The organism is Ralstonia psammae (assembly GCF_958405935.1).
In the GTDB taxonomy this organism is placed as follows: domain Bacteria; phylum Pseudomonadota; class Gammaproteobacteria; order Burkholderiales; family Burkholderiaceae; genus Ralstonia; species Ralstonia psammae.
In genome coordinates, this window is the sequence record NZ_CATZBU010000029.1 from 1 (window position 1) to 19,164 (window position 19,164).

10 protein-coding genes and 3 pseudogenes are annotated in these 19,164 nt (G+C 64.5%); 6 read left to right on the forward strand and 7 right to left on the reverse strand.

The genetic code is table 11. From position 1 onward, the window contains the following. A partial coding sequence (locus tag R2N16_RS24920) for a Tar ligand binding domain-containing protein (RefSeq protein ID WP_316669661.1) occupies positions 1-158 on the reverse strand: 158 nt, incomplete at its 3' end. 445 nt (positions 159-603) lie between these two features. On the opposite strand from R2N16_RS24920, the gene R2N16_RS24925 reads away from it, so the two are divergent. Continuing rightward, entirely contained in the window at positions 604-2,142 is a 1,539-nt protein-coding gene (locus R2N16_RS24925) for a methyl-accepting chemotaxis protein (RefSeq protein WP_316669643.1), read from the forward strand. 221 nt (positions 2,143-2,363) lie between these two features. Here the strand turns inward: R2N16_RS24925 and R2N16_RS24930 are convergent. The 5 genes and pseudogenes from R2N16_RS24930 to R2N16_RS24955 form a co-directional block, all read right to left on the reverse strand. Next, a pseudogene (locus R2N16_RS24930) lies at positions 2,364-2,701 on the reverse strand (paraquat-inducible protein A). Then, positions 2,620-2,922: pseudogene (locus R2N16_RS24940) on the reverse strand (paraquat-inducible protein A). The pseudogenes R2N16_RS24930 and R2N16_RS24940 overlap by 82 nt, the downstream one beginning before the upstream one ends. Before the next feature lie 282 nt (positions 2,923-3,204). Then, complete coding sequence (locus R2N16_RS24945; protein ID WP_316669647.1) at positions 3,205-6,312, reverse strand: efflux RND transporter permease subunit; 3,108 nt, start codon at positions 6,310-6,312, stop codon at positions 3,205-3,207. Further along, positions 6,309-7,466, reverse strand: a complete 1,158-nt coding sequence (locus tag R2N16_RS24950) for an efflux RND transporter periplasmic adaptor subunit (protein WP_316669649.1) — start codon at positions 7,464-7,466, stop codon at positions 6,309-6,311. The genes R2N16_RS24945 and R2N16_RS24950 overlap by 4 nt, the downstream gene beginning before the upstream one ends. Beyond that, on the reverse strand, positions 7,463-8,950 hold the full coding sequence (locus R2N16_RS24955) for an efflux transporter outer membrane subunit (RefSeq protein WP_316669651.1): 1,488 nt from the start codon (positions 8,948-8,950) through the stop codon (positions 7,463-7,465). The genes R2N16_RS24950 and R2N16_RS24955 overlap by 4 nt, the downstream gene beginning before the upstream one ends. Positions 8,951-9,123: 173 nt before the next feature. Here R2N16_RS24955 and R2N16_RS24960 point away from each other — a divergent pair, with 173 nt between their 5' ends. The 5 genes from R2N16_RS24960 (at position 9,124) to R2N16_RS24980 (ending at position 18,349) form a co-directional block, all read left to right on the forward strand. Continuing rightward, on the forward strand, positions 9,124-9,810 hold the full coding sequence (locus R2N16_RS24960; protein WP_316669663.1) for a response regulator transcription factor: 687 nt from the start codon (positions 9,124-9,126) through the stop codon (positions 9,808-9,810). Between the two features lie 3 nt (positions 9,811-9,813). Beyond that, positions 9,814-10,893, forward strand: coding sequence for a HAMP domain-containing sensor histidine kinase (locus tag R2N16_RS24965; protein ID WP_316669653.1), 1,080 nt, complete (start codon positions 9,814-9,816; stop codon positions 10,891-10,893). 262 nt (positions 10,894-11,155) lie between these two features. Next, a complete protein-coding gene (locus tag R2N16_RS24970; RefSeq protein WP_316669655.1) occupies positions 11,156-11,665 on the forward strand; it encodes a sigma-70 family RNA polymerase sigma factor in 510 nt (169 codons plus the stop codon). Between the two features lie 271 nt (positions 11,666-11,936). Further along, positions 11,937-16,655: a two-partner secretion domain-containing protein gene (locus R2N16_RS24975; protein WP_316669657.1), complete on the forward strand. Its 4,719-nt coding sequence runs from the start codon at positions 11,937-11,939 to the stop codon at positions 16,653-16,655. Beyond that, a complete protein-coding gene (locus tag R2N16_RS24980; protein WP_316669659.1) occupies positions 16,652-18,349 on the forward strand; it encodes a ShlB/FhaC/HecB family hemolysin secretion/activation protein in 1,698 nt (565 codons plus the stop codon). Before R2N16_RS24975 ends, R2N16_RS24980 begins: the two co-directional genes overlap by 4 nt. Before the next feature lie 521 nt (positions 18,350-18,870). Here R2N16_RS24980 and R2N16_RS24985 read toward each other — a convergent pair. Beyond that, a pseudogene (locus R2N16_RS24985) lies at positions 18,871-19,164 on the reverse strand (hypothetical protein); the annotation flags it as partial.

Here is a 19,164-nt window from a genome sequence, read left to right on the forward strand (position 1 = left end):
GAAAGCGCAGACGGAAACTGGTTGGTGAAGGTCTGTTCGTGCGCGCGGTTGGCATCGCGCAGCCCGAGCAGGCCAGCCACGCCAATCAGCAAAGCGAGCAAAAATAGCAGTGAAACCGAGGCCATCAGCCGGAAACGGATACTGAATAGACGTGTCATGAAGGTGGTCTCAGAAAGTGGCGGGCGGTATAGGCGCGACTCTGCGCATCTATGTCGACAACTCGCTTATCGGCACGCTCGCTCATCAACTTGATGCACCGTCACCAACGCACCTCTACGTCAATCATCCGGCGTTTGCGATGCGGCCAGACACTGTCGATCACGGCAGTCTGTTCGGCGAGCATATCCCCGCTTACCCTTCCTCGACCTTTCACCGACTCCAAGAAGGACGCGGGTGCTCTCTTGCGACCCGGCATGCCGCGATGGTCGCCAACCGATCCTCAAATATTCTTAAGAAATTTAAGAGGCGTCGGAATGACCCGTATACCAAAGAGCAAGGCGGGCTCACCAGCGCGTCAACCGTTTCACTGTCCCTGTCTTTTATGCTGGCAGGCTTCACAAGTCCGCCGACAATTACTCTATCGACAATATGCTGCTACGCAATATGAAGATCTCGGTTCGGCTTGGTCTGTGCTTTGCCATGCTTGTCGTCTTGCTGCTGGTCAACGCCTACGTTGGGTGGAGCTCGATCCTCTCCGGCAAGGAACAGACGGATTTGATCGTCCACAGCAACAACCAAAAGATCCGCCTCGCTTATGAGCTGCAGGATGACCTGAACGAGATATCGAGGGCGGTCCGCAACTATGTGATCTACCAAGACCGAGAGCTGCAGGAAACGATGCGCTCGCGTATCGCCAAGAACCGGCAGAAACTCGACCAAGATCTGGCGAAGATAAAACCGTTGGTTAGCACTGCGGAAGGCCAGCAGCTCCATGCGGCAATTGAGGCTCGAAAGAATGAAGTCATGCCCCTCTACGGCAAAATTCTTCCGCTGGTCGATGAGGGCAATACCGAGGCAGCAGCGATTTTCCTGAGCCGAGATGTTCAGCCGGTTCAAGATGCGTTGTTCGGTCTGGTTCGGTCCCTCATCGACTGGCAGATGAAGCTGAATCAGGACGCAGCGGCAAAGGTGGAGGGCGGCTACGCACGAGCAATCCAACTGATGCTGGCAACAGTGGCAGGCTCGCTCGTATTGAGCGTGATTTTGGCTTTTGGTGTTACGCGGTCCATCACCCGTCCGCTGGGCGAAGCCGTGATGCTTGCCAACGCGGTGGCTGCAGGAGATTTGACCCACCACATCGAAGCCAGGGGCACGAACGAGACCGGGCAATTGCTATCGGCACTGCGCGACATGACGAGCAGCCTAACAGGGGTGGTTGGTCAGGTGCGCAATGGTACACAGACGATCGCCGCCGCTACGCAGCAGATTGCTGCCGGGAACCTCGATCTCTCGTCCCGCACGGAAGCACAGGCAAGCTCGCTGGAAGAAACGGCATCGAGCATGGAGCAACTCACCTTCACAGTCAGACAGAATGCCGACAACGCACAGCAGGCCAATAAGCTGGCAACCGAGGCTGCTGCAACTGCGCACAAGGGCAAAGCGGTTGTCGATCAGGTCGTAGGGCGGATGAATGAAATCAGCGACAGTTCTACCCGTATTGCAGAGATCACCGGCATGATCGAGAGTATTGCGTTCCAGACCAACATTCTGGCGCTCAACGCCGCGGTGGAGGCCGCGCGCGCTGGGGAGCAAGGCCGTGGTTTTGCGGTGGTCGCCACTGAGGTGCGCACGTTGGCTCAGCGCTCGTCCAGCGCTGCAAAGGATATCAAGACGCTGATCGCGACGTCGGTTGAGAAAATCCAAAGCGGTGCACTGCTGGTCGACGATGCGGGCAAGACGATGTCAGAAGTCACGCACGCAATTGAGCGCGTTACGGGCATCATGGGCGATATCGCATCTGCATCTTCCGAGCAAAGCCGTGGTATCGAGCAGGTGAGCCAATCGGTCACGCAGATGGACGAGGCGACCCAGCAAAACGCCGCGCTGGTGGAGCAGGCTGCCGCTGCATCAGCAGCCTTGCAGGAACAGGGGCATCAACTCAGCGCAGCGGTAGCGTTCTTTCGCGTCGATGCCACTGCGTAGTGCGACCCTACGGGCAGCTCTTGCGACACGACCCAGCGGCACGCCGCTCTTCTCTCTAGCACGGAGTGTTGCGTGGGCTGTCTCGCCGACAGGAGTCTTACTGGTGCGTTCAGAAGGGGCGACGCTGCTGCGTTGCTGCGGGCGCTTGTTCAAGGGACTCATTCATGTTCGTTGTCCGTCCCAAATCAAGCGGGGATCGAATTGCATGGCGGAGAGCATGGTCAGGGGCACCATGCCCCGAAGAAGAGGATGCCCGGTCGCGGCTCGACCCTGGCGAGCGCTCCGAACTTGACCAGCGAGGTGACGATGGCCACCACCAGCGCGTCGAGTATCGACCAGTAGCCGACCAGCTCGACGAGGCGATAGAGCGTCGCACGCTCTCGGCGCGCCCAAGGGCCGCCACGCTGCGCTGTTGCCAACAGTAGCTCGAGGCTAGAACCTTCGCACATGGAACCGCCACGCTTGCGATGAAGCTCACTAGAGCGATGCCGGGCGAACCTGCGCGCTGGAATGCGGCAACACCCTCCAGTATTGCGCTGTCATCAGCGCGTCCAAGCATGGCCGTGCGCCGGCACCTTGCGCCACCCGCAGATAGTCCGAGAGTTTGATCACGGCCACCAAGATGCCAAGCAAGGCGACCTCGACCATGCTTCACGGCCGCATCGCGGCAAGTAACCTCATGGCTGTCGCGAATCCGGCTGCCTGTCGACCCATGCGCGCATGGGCCAGGACCCAACCTAGCAACCCAATCTGGGCAAGCTGCACGACGATTACGGCCATCGCCGTGGGGACGGCAATGGGTGCCGCGGCGGATTGCCATAGCGTGGCCGTGTTGTGGGCGCCGCACAGGTTGACGGATGGCTGTGCAGACACTGGCGATCGCGTAGGCGATGGCCGCCGCTACGGTCAGGGACGGCCAACCATCGTTGCCGAGCTGGCCGGCGCGCTGCAGGGTTGCCTCGCACATTTCGCAATGCGCTGATTCGCCCGGCGCCAGCATGGGCCGCCGGTACACCGCGTCGCACGCGTGCCACATCATCAGGTCGGGAACGGTTTCCATACCTAGCCTGCGTCCGAGCCCAGCACCGGAGGCAAGTCGGTGCCCTGCGCTGCTGGGTCGCGCTTGAAGCGGCGGCGCAACTGCTGTTCCAGGTCATCCACGTACGTGAAGACCACTGGGATCACAAGCAAGCTCAATAGGGTGGAGGCGAGCAGCCCACCGATCACGACGATGGCCATGGGCTGTCGGAAGCTGGGTTCTGCCCCCAGACCGAGCGCGTTGGGCAGCATACCGGCGCCCATGGCAATGGTCGTCATCAGAATCGGACGGGCACGCTTGTGGCACGCGTCCATCAACGCCTCCAGCCGGGTCATGCCGTGTTCGCGTCGGGCCATGATGGCGTACTCGACCAGCAGGATGGAGTTCTTGGTCACGATGCCCATGAGCATCAGCAGGCCGATCAGCGCCGGCATGGAAAAGCTCAGCCCGGTGATCAACAGCGACAGCAGTGCCCCACCAAGCGAAAGCGGCAGCGCACACAGGATGGTGGCCGGCTGCAGGAAGTCGCGGAACAGCAGTACGAGCACCGCATACACGCAGAAGATGCCGATGGCCATGGCTAAGCCGAAGCTCTGGAACAGCTCACTCATGTTCTGTACCTCGCCCTGCTCGACCTGGCGCACGCCAGGCGGAAGGTGCGAGAGCGCCGGCAGTTGCTGCGCTTCGCGATTGACTTCGCCTAGCGTGCGACCATTCAGTTCGACGGACAGGGTGATGTTGCGGTCGCGGTCCAGCCGGTCGATCTGCGAGGGGCCGCTGCCGATGGAGAGCGTGCCCACCGATGCCACCGTCACGCTACCATGTGTGCCCGCCACCCGCAGCTGGCCAATGGTGTCCAGATCCCGCCGCAATGCTGGATCAATGCGCGCGCGCAAGGCAATCTGCCGCTCGGGCAGGTTCAGCTTGGGCAGCGTGGTCGAGTAGTCGCCATAGGTGCCGATGCGGATGGCGTCGGCCAAGGCCTGGGCCGTGACGCCCAACGAGGCAGCGCGTGCCGGGTCGGGCCAGAACTGCACTTCCGGCCGCTGCAGCGCGGCGCTAGAGGTGACGTTACCGATGCCATGCAGCGCACGCAATTGCGTTTCCAGTGTCCCTGCGGCGGCCTCGAGCGCGTTCGTGTCGCTGCCAGCCAAGGTGATCTGCAGCTTCTCGCCGTTACCTCCGTTGTTTACCGACACGCGCACGCCCGGCAGCGCGCGCAGCTTCGCGCGAATGGCGTCTTCCACCGCAGGCTGTTTGCGGCTGCGCTCGCCGCGCGGCACCAGATCAACGATGAGTGTGGAGCTGCGCGCGTCGGACGTGCTGCTGGAGGCTGCAATCGGGTCGCCGTTGCCGCTGGAGCTGCCCACCGAGCCGAAGACGCCCTTGACCTCCGGCAGTTGGCGGATGAGCGCCTCGGCCTGCAGGACCGTGACGCGGCTCTGCCCCAGCGTGGCGCCGGGCGCCAGTTCCAGTTTGACCTGGGTCTGTGCCTTGTCCTGCAGTGGCAGGAAACCGGTCTTCAATGCGGCCACCATTGCGACCGAGACCAGCAGGAAGACACCGACCGCCATGACTGTGCGGCCGCGCTTGTCCAGGCAGGTGCGTACCCAGTGCAGGTAGCGCGTCATCAACGGGCCGTTGTGATCGACATGGCTGGCCGCCTTCATCAGGTAGGCCGCCATCATGGGCGTGAGCAGGCGCGCGACCAGAAGCGACATCACCACCGCCACCGATGCCGTCACCCCGAACTGTCGAAAGATCAGTCCCGGCACACCGGCCATGAAAGCCGTCGGCAGGAACACCGCCACCAGTGCAAACGTGGTGGCGATCACAGCCAGGCCGATTTCGTCTGCGGCCTCCATCGCAGCCTGGAACGGGGTTTTTCCCATGCGCAGGTGGCGCTCGATGTTCTCGATTTCGACAATAGCGTCGTCCACCAGAATGCCGACCACCAGCGACAGCGCCAGCAGTGTCACCACGTTCAGCGAGTACCCGGCCAGAAAGATCACGCCAAAGGTCGGGATGATCGACAACGGCAGCGCCGCGGCCGACACCAGCGTGGCCCGGCCATCGCGCAGGAACCACCACACGACCAGGATGGCTAGCACGGCCCCCTCGATCAGCATGTGCATCGACCCCTCGTAGTTCTCTTCGACGGGGGCGACGGTGTTGCTGGCTTCGTTCAGGTGCACCTGGGGGTGGGCTGCCGCAAACGTGGCGATGACGCGCTGCACGTCGTGCAGTACCGTGACATCTGAATTGCCCTTGGTGCGCGTGATCTGCACACCGATGACCGGCTTGCCGTCCAGGTAGGCGTACGTCGTGCGCTCTGCTGCCCCGTCGCTCACGCGGGCGATCTGGTCCAGGCGCACGCGGCGGCCGTCGCCGGTGGTGATCGTCAGAGCCGCAACGTCTTGCACGGTGCCGACGCCGACCAGCGTACGCGACGACTGCCGCTGGCCGCCGATGTCGCCCTGGCCGCCCGAGCGGTCGCGCTGCATGGCCTTGAGCTGGTTCGACACCGACTCGGCCGTCAAGCCGAGACCAGCCATCAGCGCCGGATTCAGGTCGATGCGCACTTCGCGGTCGATGCCGCCAATGCGGTCCACTTTGGACACCCCCTTGACGGACAGTAGCGCCTTAGACAGCTCGTTGTCGACGAACCAAGACAGGTCCTGCTCGTCCAGCACCGTCGAGGTGGCGGTATAGGTGAGCAGCGGCGCACCCGCGGCATCGCTTTTGGAAACGGTGGGCGCCGCCATCTCGCCGGGCAGGTTGGCCCGCGCGCTGTCTACGGCGTTGCGCACCTCCGAGAGCGCCGCCTGCGGGTCTTTCTCCAACTTGAAGGTGACGTTGATATTGACCGCGCCGTCGGTGATCTTGGTGGTGATGTGGTCCAGCTTGGACAGCGATGTCAGCTTGTCTTCGATCTTGCGCGCTACCTCGTTCTCCAACTGCGACGGCGCGGCCCCTTCCAGCGAAGCGGCGATGCTGATGGCCGGCAGATCCATGTCGGGGAAGTCTTGGATCTGCAGTTTGTGAAAACCGATCAGCCCGAAGGTGGTCAGCAGCAGGAAGCACAGGACTGCCGGTACGGGGTTGCGGATCGACCAGGAGGAGACATTCACAGCAGGACTCCACGTGTCGTGGCAATGCCGTTTGCCGCAGCGACGCCAGCCGTGCCAGTTTCTTGGGGCAGCGACACCTTCACGCGCGCTCCGTCCGACAGGAAGCCGCCACCGCTGGCCACGACACGCGCGCCGGCTTGGAGCCCGGAAAGAATCTCGCAACGCCCATCGCGGTGGCGCCCGGCCACTACGGTGCGCCGCGCCGCGGTGGTGCCGTCGCGGTTGAGCACGTAGACGTCGGTTCGGCCGTCGCGCGGCACCAGCGCCGATTCCGGCAGCGTCAGCACGGACCCTGTACCCAGCTCGATGGTGCCGCTGGCGAACATGCCGGGCTGAGCATCGTGTCCGCCCAGGGCCACATAGACGATGGCCCGGCCGGTACTGGTCGACAACGTGGGCGACACAAGCCGCACCTTGCCGTCAACCACCTTGCCGCCCGGCAGTGTCACCCGCGCGGCCTGCCCCGCCTGAATGCGCGCCAACTGCTTCGCATCAACCTCGGCCTGCCATTCGATGCGCTCCTGGCGGATGAGCCGGAACAATTCCGTGCTGGCGCCCACCACATTGCCAAGCAGCGCTGCACGCGACGAAATCACGCCGTCGTCCACCGCCACGATGCGCGTTTGCGACAGGGCGGTGCGCTTGTTCTGCAATTCCGCTTCGGCCGAGGCCAGGGCGGCGCGGTCGACTGCTTCGGTGACGCGGTATTCGTCGAGCTTCTGCGTGGAGACTGCACCGCTGTCGGCCACCAGCTTCGATCGCTTCAGATCAGCCTGAGCCTGCTGCAGGTTGGCGCGTGCTTGGGCGACAGCGGCCTCCTGCTTGCGCAGGTCGGCAGTGGCGGTGGCATCGGCCAGGCGCGCGAGCAGTTGGCCGCGTTTGACCTTGCTGCCTACATCGACAAGCAATTCGGTAATGCGCAGGCTGCCGGTCTCGGCGCCAATCACGGCTTCCTGCCAGGCGGCCGTGCTGCCGTTGGCGTCGATGGTGTCGGGCCAGGTGATGGACTGCGGTTCAAGTACGCTGACGGTCAGCACGGTGGCCGGCGTGTGCGGTTCGGCGCGCGCGGGCGTGCTCGGCGTCAGGCGCCACATGGCCAAGCAGGCAACGATCAGGAAGGCCGCCAATGCGGTGTTGCGGCGACTCAGTTTCACGGTGTGGTTCCTTGCGAGAAGACGAGGGCGTGGGCGGCAGCGGGCGCAGTTGCGGCGTGAGAGGACAATGGCGTGGCACTGGTGACTTGCCAGCCGCCGCCCAGCGCCTTGTAGAGCGCGATCCAGCTCCGCACGCGATCCCGTTGCTGTTCGATGGTGGCAATCTCCGCGCTGGTCAGGGAACGGCGTGCCTGCTCCAGCGTGAGCAACGTGTCAAAGCCTGCGCGCCAGTTGATCTTCGTGGCGTGCTCGTAGTGGCGGTATTGCTCGGCGGCGCGGTGCGTGTCGTCGCTGCGGCGGGCGGCGCCGTCCAGGTCCACCAGCGCCACTTCCACCTCCTTGACGGCGGTCAGGACGGCGCTGCGGTAAGCGGCAAGCTGGGCGTCATAGCTCGCCTGGGCCGAATCCACCGCTGCGCGGCGCTTGCCCGCATCAAACAAGGGCACCGACAGGTTCGGGCCGAACGACCAGCCAGACAGCGGCGCGCTCAGGTTGGTGGCCGAGACCGTCATCGAACCCGACAAGGACAGGCTCGGAAAGCGATTCGCACGGGCTTGTCCGATGTCGGCATAGGCTGCGGCCAGCGCACGTTCGGACGATGCCAAGTCGGGCCGCTGGCGCACCAAGTCGGTCGGGATGCTCTCCACGCGGAAGGCCGCCGGCTCGGGCACGTCCGGCGCGCCCGCCCGGTCGACGATGTTGCGCAACGTTGGCTCGTCGGCACCCGTAAGTGCCACCAGCGACTTCACCAGCTCTTCGCAGGCGACGTTCTGTTGCGTGGCGGCCGCGCGAGCGCTGGCTGTGCTGGCTGCGGCCAGATAGCCATCGGAAGCGGCCGACATGCCGGCACCAACCGCCGCACGCGTGGCGTTCTCGGTTTGCGCATATGAACTGGCCGACTGTTCATAAGCGCGCGCAAGCTGGCGGCATGCGCGGTACTGCACGTAGGTGTCGGCTACCTCGGCGGCGAGGGAAACACGTGCGTCGTGCCAGTCGTCGATGCGGGCATCCAGTTGCGCTTGCGACGACTCGCGCGCCGAACGCACCTTGCCGAACAGATCGATCTCCCATGAGGCGTCTTGCCCGATGCTGCGTGTGGTCGTCAGGCTGGTGATCGTGGCATTGCCCAGCGCCATGTTCGACTTGGCCCGCGTGACCGAGCCGCTGCCGGTCAGCGACGGCCACGCATCGGCATTGCTCGACGAGAGTGTGGCCCGTGCCCCATTGATGCGGGCGACTGCCTTGGCAAGCGTGGGGCTGCCCGTCTCAGCCATGCGAACCAGCTCGGCCACCGCGGGGTCGTCAAAGCGACCCCACCAGCCGATAAGGTTCTCCACCGTGCCTCCATGAGGCAGTTCGGCGTGCCAGCCAGTGGCTGTGTCGGCCGGCGGTGGCTGGTAAGGTGGCTGTAAAGCGCAGGCGCACAATGCTACGCTGCTCGCCATCGCGACGAGCCACGGCCGGCGCGTCCGGTTTTGCTCCATTCCGTTCAATGCACACTCCCTGGCCCATGCTGGGCCGTTGGGTGCCATTGTCCAGAGCGCAATATTCAGCGCGGTATGGTTGGGTTAAGTTGCGTAAAAATCTGGGGGAACGGCTTTCTCGCGCACTACCGAGTGCGCCATACTGGCCGCATGAGCTATCCGCCCCATCTTCGATGACACCGGTTCTACTGGTGGACGACGACGCCGAGCTGACCGCGATGCTGGTGCAATATTTGGCAAATGAAGGTTTTGCCGCCGAGGTCGCGCACGATGGTGAGGCCGGCGTGGTCTGTGCGCTGTCGGGGCGCTTTGCCATCGTGGTACTCGACGTGATGATGCCGCGCCTGTCGGGCATCGACGCCCTGCGCCGGATTCGCACCGCCAGTCGCGTGCCCGTCCTGATGCTGACGGCCCGTGGCGATGACATCGATCGCATTTCCGGCCTCAATCTTGGCGCCGACGACTACGTACCAAAACCTTGTACACCGGGTGAACTGGTCGCGCGCCTGCGAGCCATCCTCCGACGCGCACCTGCTGTGGGCGCCGCAGGCAGCGGCAGTTCGATCCAGATCGGGCCCCTCGTGCTCTGGCCCTCCAGCCGGCGCGCCAGTTGGCAAGGTGCCCCGCTGGAGTTGACCGGAACGGAGTTCAGTTTGATCGAAATCCTGGCCCGCCAGGCCGGGCGGCTGGTCAGCAAGGATGAGATCTCCCTGCAGGCGTTTGACCGGCCGCTGGCCCGCTTTGATCGGCGCATCGACGTACACATCAGCAGCATCCGCCAGAAGCTGGGGCAGCGCCCGGACGGACAGCCGTGGATTATCAGTGTGCGCGGGATGGGCTACCAACTGCTCGCGGACTGAACCATGCAAATGCCGCTCGGACGCCTGTTCTGGCGAATCTTCTTCATGGGTTGGCTCACCATGGTCGCGGCATTCGCGTGCGCCGCCTTCTATATGCGTGTCAGTGGGGTTCAACCACCCGATGCACCGCGCTGGATTTTCTTGATCCCAGTGTTCGCGGGCGCCACCGTTAGCCTGCCGGTGGCGTTCGGATTGGCATGGCATATCTCCAAGCCGGTGCGGTATCTCACTCAGGCATTGCGCGATGCGGCGCGTGCGCGCTTCGACGTGCGCGTTTTGCCCGCACTCGGTGCCCGGCACGATGAGTTCGCGCTTCTGGCGCACGAGTTCGACGACATGGCGGCGCGCCTGCAACAGACCTCGATGCAGCAGCGTCAACTCTTTTATGACGTGTCGCACGAGCTGCGGTCGCCGCTGGCGCGCATCCAGGCCGCGATCGGGCTCATGCAGCAGGACTCGCACTCGGCCCCCGCGATGGCCGAGCGCATTGCACGCGAAGCGCAGCGGCTCGACCAACTGATCGAGGAACTGCTGACCTTGCACAAGCTGGAGGCGGGCGCCGTGGACTCGGCGCGCGAACGCGTGGATGTGATGGAACTGCTGGATGACATCGTGCAAGATGCCGCCTTCGAGGCGCGGGCGCGGGGCTGCCTAGTGACATTGGTGGCACCCGGTAGCTTTGTGGCAGACGTCGTAGGAGAACCGCTTTACCGCGCGCTCGAGAACGTTGTGCGCAATGCCATCAAATACACTGCCCCCCATACGGTCGTGGAGGTGAATGCTTGCACGCTAGCGTCGCCGCAAGTGGTAAACGGCGTACCGGAGTGGCTCGAAATTTGCGTGAGCGACCGGGGGCCGGGCGTGCCAGCGGAATCCTGCGAAGATATCTTTGAACCGTTCCGGCGCCTTGAACCGCATCAGCGCGATACATCTGTGCAGTTGGTGCCCGGTACCGGCCTGGGGCTGGCCATCGCGCGGCGCGCACTAACGCTGCATGGAGGTGAAATTCACGCTAAACCGCGAGAAGGCGGCGGTCTTGACGTGATCATTCGCCTACCCAACTCAGCGCCAAGGTTTACCTAGCTCTTCACCATAGACGGAGCGCAAAGGAGTCATGACCTTGAATAGCTGCTGGGTGCCCACGAGGTCTCTCAGCACTTGCCAGCAGCGGCGCGACGAGCGGCTGGCAGCGAAAGCGCAACGAATGAAAGGGCAATGACAGGATTGATGCCGCATATTTGCCTGTAGAAACACGTCGCTTGCTCAGAGCGCGTCGGGGCTGTGCCTGGGTGGATGCTGAGCCGTTTGCCGATGAATACTGCGCTGATTCTCGCGGAGGCGTACCGTGACGCAAGCTTGCCAGCCAGCGGTCGAGCTGGCCTCGGACTGGTTCCTACAACACTATGTTTGGCTGACCAGCCGCATGAGGCGACAGATCGGTTGCCGCTTTGTCGCCGAAGACATTGCTTCCGAGGCGTTTCTCCAACTCTTGCGCAAGCCCGATTGGCAGGACACGCGCGCGCCGCGCGCGTTGCTCACGACCATCGCGCAGCGGCTGCTGTACGAAATTTGGCGCCGTCGTGACCTGGAGCAGGGCTATTTGGCCTGGGTGGCCACGCAACCTCAAACGGCAGTGCCGTCGCCCGAAGAGCGTGTGCTGATTCTCGAGGCGCTGGTTACCATCGACCGCGTGCTGGATGGGCTCTCCGCCAAGGCACGCACTGCGTTCCTCTACAGCCAGCTCGATGGGCTGACCTACCCGGAGATCGCCGCCCGCCTGGAGGTGTCGGTGCGCATGGTACAAAAGTACATAGCCGAGGCCCTGCGCCTATGCTATCTCGCCGATGGATCGTGATGCTGAAGTCCGGCGCGGGACTACCAAGCCAATGCAGGCTCGCATGCTCTGTCGAGGGCCGGAGTTTTGATTTAGGTCGATGCCATATTGGTGCGCATCTATGTGAGGGCACTAAAGCTATTTGTTCGCGCGTCGGCTCAACTAATCCAAATGAGTTAGGGTAAATGCGGGATTCAGTGAAATTTAAGATGCGCCGAATAGCTAAGAATTAACCCCTTTTTAGGTCCCGCGCCTTTAGTGTCACATTTTGCGTGGGTTCTGACCGAATCCCATGCATCGACATGCCACTAAGAACCGACTCTATCGTCTGATATGGAGCCGCACCGCCCAAACCTGGGTCGCTGTGGCTGAGCACGCCAGAGGGGGCCGGGCTGGTGCCGCTGTGCTGGCGGCCGGCCTGATTGCCAGCGCCCCGGTGTTGGCAGCGCCTGCTGGCGGCGTTGTGACCTCCGGTGCAGGCAGCATTGGGCAGAACGGCGCCACCACCACCATCACGCAGACCACACCCAGACTCGCCGTCGATTGGTCGCGCTTCAACATTCAGCCTGGTGAGTCCGTTAACTTTATCCAACCCGGCACAGGAGCCATTGCCCTGAACCGGGTCACCGGCAATGAGGCAAGCAGCATCCTCGGCACGCTCAGTGCCAATGGCACGGTGTTTCTGCTCAACCCCAATGGCGTACTGTTTGGTGCGGGCGCGCAGGTCAACGTGGGCGGGCTGGTGGCGAGCACACTGAATCTCAGCAATACGGATTTTGAAGCCGGTCGCTATGCGTTTTCGGGCGGCAGCACGGCTGGCGTCATCAACCAGGGGGCGATCAGAGTGCCGAGTGGCGGCAAGGTGGCGCTCATCGCCAACCGGGTCGAGAACACCGGCAGCATCCACGCTCCCGGGGGTGACGTACTGCTGGCCGGCGCGGGGGCCTTGACGCTCACTCTGGCCGACGGCAGTCCGTTGGGCTACACGATCAGCCAGGGCGCGGCCCGCACGCTGGTCAACAACGGCGGCGTGATCGTGGCCGACGGCGGGCGTGTGGTGTTGACCGCGCGCGGGTTGGATGCACTGAGCGAGTCCGTCGTGAATATGACCGGCGTGGTGCAGGCGCGCACGGTGGCCAACCGGCAGGGCTCCATCGAATTGGTGGGCGACCCGATGGTGGGTGTTACCGAAGTGAGCGGCAAGCTCGATGCAAGTGCCACGGACGCCGCCGGTGTGGGCGGCACCATCAAGGTCTTGGGTGATAAAGTGGGCCTGTTTGACGGCGCGCAGGTTGACGTGCGTGGTACGGCCGGCGGCGGAGCGGTACTGATTGGCGGCAACGCGCGCGGCGAAGGCCCTGAGCCGAATGCGGCGGCAACGTACGTTGCGCCGGATGCCACCATCGATGCGAGCGCCACCACCCGTGGCAGCGGCGGCAAGATCATCGTCTGGGGGACCGACGTGGCCAACGTGCACGGTACGCTGGCTGCCAACGGCGGTGCGCAGGGCGGGCAGGGCGGCCATGTCGAGACCTCAGGCCATGCGCTGGACACCGACGGCATTGCAGTGAGCGTGGCGGGTGGCGCTGGCGGCTCGTGGCTGCTGGACCCATACAACGTCACCATTTCGACTGGCACGCAAACGGGCGGCAGTTTCTCCAGCGGCGTGTGGACGCCCAGCGCCACCGGCTCGCTGGTCAACATCAGCAGCATCCAGAGCCTCCTGAACAGCGGCAGCAACGTAACGATCACCACCACCGGTGCCGGCGTGCAGGAAGGCAACATCGCGATCAACGGGAGCATCGCCAAGACGGCCGGCAGCAATGCCAGCCTGACGCTGATTGCCGATGGGCGCATCACCACCAACGCCAGCAGCGGCACGCACCGGAGCATCACCAGCACCAGTGGTGCATTGGATGTGTCGATGACGGCCAACGCCACCACCAGCACGGCCACCACCAGCGGCATCAACCTGCGTTATCTCGATATCAGCGCCAACGGCGGCAACATCAGCGCCACGGCCAGCGGCGCGCAGTCGGCCACGTCGCCTGCGCTCAGCCTGCAGAACAGCATGTGGACCACCGCCGGTACCGGCAACATCAGTCTGTCGGGCGTGCTACCGAGCAACGCCAACAGCCAGGGCGTTTTCCTGAGCGCGAACACGCTGACCACCGCGTCGGGGGCGATCACAGTCTCGGGCACCAGCGGCGGCGTGGCCACCGTCACCGGCACCAACAGCAGCGGGGCGCCGCTGTTTTCCACCAACAACATTGGGGTCTACTTGGCGGGCAGCAACACGCTGCACAGCACGGGAGGCGGCGCGATCGCGCTCAACGGCACCGCCGCCGGGGCCACCGCTACGTGGGCCGGCAGCGGGGTTACGTTGAGCGCCCTCGATGCGTTGTCGACCGGCGGCGCGCTCACCATTACGGGCACGGCCAGTAATCCGCTCTCCACGACGTACCGGAACCAGCTTTCCGCCGTGGATGTAGCAGGCAGCAGTATCAGCGCGGCCAGCCTGACGGGCGGCACGATCAACATCACAGGCACCAACAGCGTGGTGGGCGGCGCCAGCAGCACGAGCAACACCAACGCGGCAGTCAAGCTGGAGGGCAAGGTCAATCTCACGGCCACGTCGGGGCCGATCACCATTGCGGGATCCAACGCGGGCGGCGATGGCGTGTGGGGCTCGGGCACCGGTGCTGTCACGATGAGCGCGCCGACTGCCTCGGCCATCAACATCAACGCGCAGGCGCTGGATAGCGTGAGCGGGTACAGCGGGTTTTACATCGGCGGCGGTGCGACGCTTACGTTTGCGACGGCGGCGCCCGTCACCATCACGGCGGCCAGCCAGGCAGCGGCACGCCGGGCGTTTTGGAACAAGGGCGGTCTTACCACACCCGGCAGTCTGTCCATCGTCACGACGGCAGGCTCCGTGCAAGACGACACCACGCACGGTGGCTCGTTCAATGTAGGCGGCAACACCTCCATCACGAGCACCGGCAATGGAAACAGCATCAGCCTGACCAACAGCGGCAACGCCTTCAGCGGCTCGGTTGCGCTGAGCGGTGCCGATGCCACGCTGGCCAACAGCACAGCGTTGGCGCTGGGCACCTCCAACCTGAGCGGCGCGTTGAACCTCAGCGCACCGGGCATCACACAGACGGGCGCCGTTACCGTGGCGGGCACCAGTACGCTCAACGCGGGCACATCGGCCATCACGCTGGGCAACACAGGCAATACGTTCGGGGGCGCAGTTTCGCTAACAGGCAGCGGCGCTACGTTAGCCAATAGCGCAGCGTTGACGCTCGGTGCCTCGACGCTCACCGGCAACCTGAATGCAACGGCTGCCGGCATCGGCCAGAGCGGCGCGGTGTCCATCGGCGGTACCAGCACGTTGAATGGGGGCACATCCGCCATCACGCTGGCCAACACGGGCAACGCCTTCAGCGGCGCGGTGTCGTTGACGGGCAGCGATGCGACGCTAGCCAATAGCGCAGCGTTGACGCTGGGCACCTCTAACCTAAGCGGCAACCTGAACGCGACAGCGTCGGGTATTTCGCAAACGGGCGCCGTCAACGTGTCGGGCACCAGTACGCTCAACGCGGGCACGTCCGCCATCACGCTCGCCAATGTCGGCAATACTTTCGGCGGTGCAGTCTCGCTCACGGGCAGCAACGCTACGTTAGTTGACAGCGGGGCGTTGACGATGGGCACCTCTGCGCTGAGCGGCAACCTGAACGCAACGGCTGTCGGTATCAGCCAGAGCGGGGCGCTGGCGGTTGCAGGTACCACGACGCTCGACAGCGGCAACTCAACCATTGCGTTGACCAACACCGGCAATGCGCTCACAACGCTGGCCGTCACGCAAGCGGGGGGCGTGGATGTCGTCAACGGCCGCGCGCTGACGGTAACGGGCGTCGCCTCGGCCGGTGACACGAAGCTCACAACGATGTCAGGCGACCTGACCGCGCAGGGCAACTGGTCCATCACTGGTGGCGACCTGACGCTGTCGGCCGGTGCGGCCACCGGGCGCGGCGTAGCGGCGGGCGGTGACGTGCACAGCGGCGCGACGCTGGCCGTGGACGCCGGCCGCACCGTCACGGTGTACACCGGGGCGCTGAGTTCCACCGTGCTGGGCGGAACGCTGGCCAGCCGAGCAGCGGCCGGCAGCGGCAACTTCCGCTACAACCGGCAGGACGGCGATGCCGCTGGCGCAGCCGGTGTTGGCGATGGCCTGACCAACGTGATGTATCGCGAGCGGCCCACCGTTACCGTCACGCCCACGGACGCATCCAACACCAAGGTGTACGACGGGGGCAGCGCCACCGACCCGAGCCTGGCCTACAGCGCCACAGGCTTGGCAAACGGCGATACGGTTGCGCAAAGCTTGGCGGGCAGTCTCGCGCGCACCGCCGGACAGGATGCCGGCCGCTATGCCGTCAACCTCGGCACGCTGGCCGACCGCCTGGGCTATCAGGTGCAGTTAGCGGCCGGGCACGCATTCACCATCACGCCCGCGTCGTTGTTGATCACTGCCAACGACGCCACCCGTGTTGCCGGCCAGGCCAACCCCGCATTCAGCGTCGCCTATACCGGCCTGGTGAACGGGCAGACGCCGCAGACCGCCGGCTTGCAAGGCACGCTGACGTTCGCGACGGATGCGACCATCGCCTCGCCAGCCGGGCGCTACGCCGTGCTGCCCGGCGGGCTGATCGCAAACAACTACAGCATTCGCTACGCACCCGGCACGTTGACGGTCACCCAGGCACCGCCTGTGCTCGTGCCGGTGCCCGTCGTGGCGGTACCCGCACCGCAGAGCAGCGGCGTAGCGCCGTCGCCCGCGCCGATCATCGATACGCAGGTCAAGGCGCGCCTGGCGGGGTTGTCTTCCGCCCCCGCACCGGCCGAACCGCTCGAGCATGGTTGGCGCACGCCCTCGGCGATCTTCGACCATGTGCCGCTGGCGGACGTCGACACGCCAGTCAGCCGCGAGAAGGCCGCCGAATGACGATGCGCCTCAAACCAGTTGCCGCGCGTGTGCGCCGGACGTTGCCGCCTGCACTGTTGTGCTTGGCCGGCGCGCCTGCGCTGGCGGTCGAGCTGCCCCGGCCTGATGCCGGTGACGTGGCGCGCGATGTGGCACCGGCTCCTGCGCTTAGTGCCCCCACGGGCAATACATCGCTGCAAGGGCTGCCTGCCAAACAGGATGACAGCGCTGCCACCGATGACACCACGCCGATCCTCGTACGCCAGGTACATGTGACGGGCGCGCGGATGTACTCCACGGAGGTGCTCGAAGCGCTCGTCGCAGACCTCAACGGCGGAACGTACACGCTGGACGAACTGGTACGCGGCACCGCGCGCATCACGCAGTTCTATCGCACGCACGGCTGGCCGCTGGCGCGTGCGTATCTGCCCGCGCAGTTCGTGCGCAACGGCGAGATCGAGATTCGCGTGGTGGAGGGCGTCGTTTCTGACGTGCGTGTACACGTAGCCGACGGTAGCCGCCTGCACGCCGATGTGATCGGGGCCCATTTGGCTGCCATCCCACGCGATGCTCCGCTTGAGCAGGCATCGGTCGACCGTGCGTTGCTGCTGCTGTCAGATCTGCCGGGCGCAAACATCAACGCCACGCTGGAGGCCGGTGTCCAGCCGGGTCAGACTGTACTGACGGTCGACAACCAACCTGCGCCGCTCGTCAATGGCCGGCTGGAGGCGGACAACTTCGGTTCGCGCTACACGGGGCGTGAGCGTGTGGGCGGCACGGTCAACCTCAATAGCCCGCTGGGCCGGGGTGAACAGATCAGCGCCCGCGTGCTGGCCAGCGACAGCGATCTCTACTACGGCCGCCTGGCTGCGCAGGTGCCGTTGGGCAGCAGCGGTTTGACGACGGGCGCCAGCTTCACGCGCACGCGCTACGTGTTGGGCTCCACCTTTGCGGCGCTGGATGCCACCGGCCATGCCAACGTTGCCGAGTGGAATATGTCGTACCCGATCGTGCGCAGCGTCGCTGCCAACGTCTTCGCGCAATTCAGTGCGGAACATCGGGCCATCGTCGACCAAGTGGGCGCCACCAGCACCAATACTGCCAAGCGCGCCCGGCATTTCAGCGCGAACCTCCTGTTCAGCGGCCGGGACGCCCTCGGCGCCGGCGCGGACACGCAAGCCAGCGTGCGGCTCGGCACGGGCACCCTCGATATCACCTCCGCCGATGCTGCCGCAATCGATGCGCTGGGCGCGCAGACTGCGGGCCGCTACAGCACGCTCAATCTGGATCTGCAGCGCAACCAGCGGCTGGGCGGATCCCTGGGCACGCTGCTGACGTTGCGCGGTCAGATGGCCTCACGCAATCTGGATTCGTATCAGAAGTTCGTCCTCGGCGGCGCCAGCGGCCTGCGTGCGTACCCGTCTGGCGAGGCATCGGGCGACCAAGGCTGGTCCGCCAGCACCGAGCTGTACTACGTGGTGCACACCATGTTCGTGCCCAGCGTGTTCTACGACGTGGGCAGTGTGCAGATCAACAAGCACCCGTTCATGAGCGGTAGCAACCGCCGCACGCTGCATGGGCTTGGCATCGGCGTGCGGGGCAACGCGCGGGCCTTCGACTGGAGTGCCACGGTCGCGTGGCGTGGCGGGGCGCCCGCCCAGGCGGAACCCGATCGCGGTGTACGTATCTGGATTCGCGTGGGCTGGGCGTTCTAGGGCTGTTGGTCCGAGACTGGGCAATCGCTGAAGGAACAAGCTAGCCGTTTGCGGCGCACGGTCTCGGTGTTTCAGTTCTTGCAACACATGGATCACTCAGCATTGGCTTGAAACGCTTCATCCGCTCGTTCCAACGAGGTGTTCAAGGCTCGCAGCGGGTCGCTATTCGGTAAGCGATGAAGAGTCGACGTCCTAGCCAAAATGGAGTTGCGTCTGCTCCTCGGAATTCCGGAAGTAATAGCGAGCATAGGAATCGCGCGCCGGCGCGCGCTATCCCTCGCGGATGCCAACGCGATACTGGAATGCCTGCACTACGACGGGTCGGCGCAGGGCACGCTCCGCTCGGCGTTGGAGGGCGTCGAGGTCGAAGGCGAAGTGCTGCCGCGCGGAACGTCGGTGGCTCGGTGCCGCCAATCGCGATCCGGCCAAGTTGACCGATCCAGACCAGCTCGACATCGGTCGGCTGCAAAGCTTCGTCCGGCCCCCAATGCAAGCGCTCCAGAGTGACCCACCGTGAGAAATCAGAGCTGCCCTCCTTGACGAATCCGGTTTGCGGATGGATCTGCGTGGCTGATGAATGTATGCCCTTGGAAATAGTCATAGCCGCAGCGCAGCACCCAAAATTCCGTCTTGGGGTCCACCTCAAGCAGCTCGCCATTGCACTCTGAGACTCGCAATCGTTCGAGGCCTTCGAATTCCACCGCCCCCAGGTCCTTCGGCTGGGCCGCCGACCGCATCCGGCCGATGTGGGACATTCGATATCGACCGGTAGTTTGGTGACAATCGAACCGGGACGGGGGCACCGCCAGTTTTCG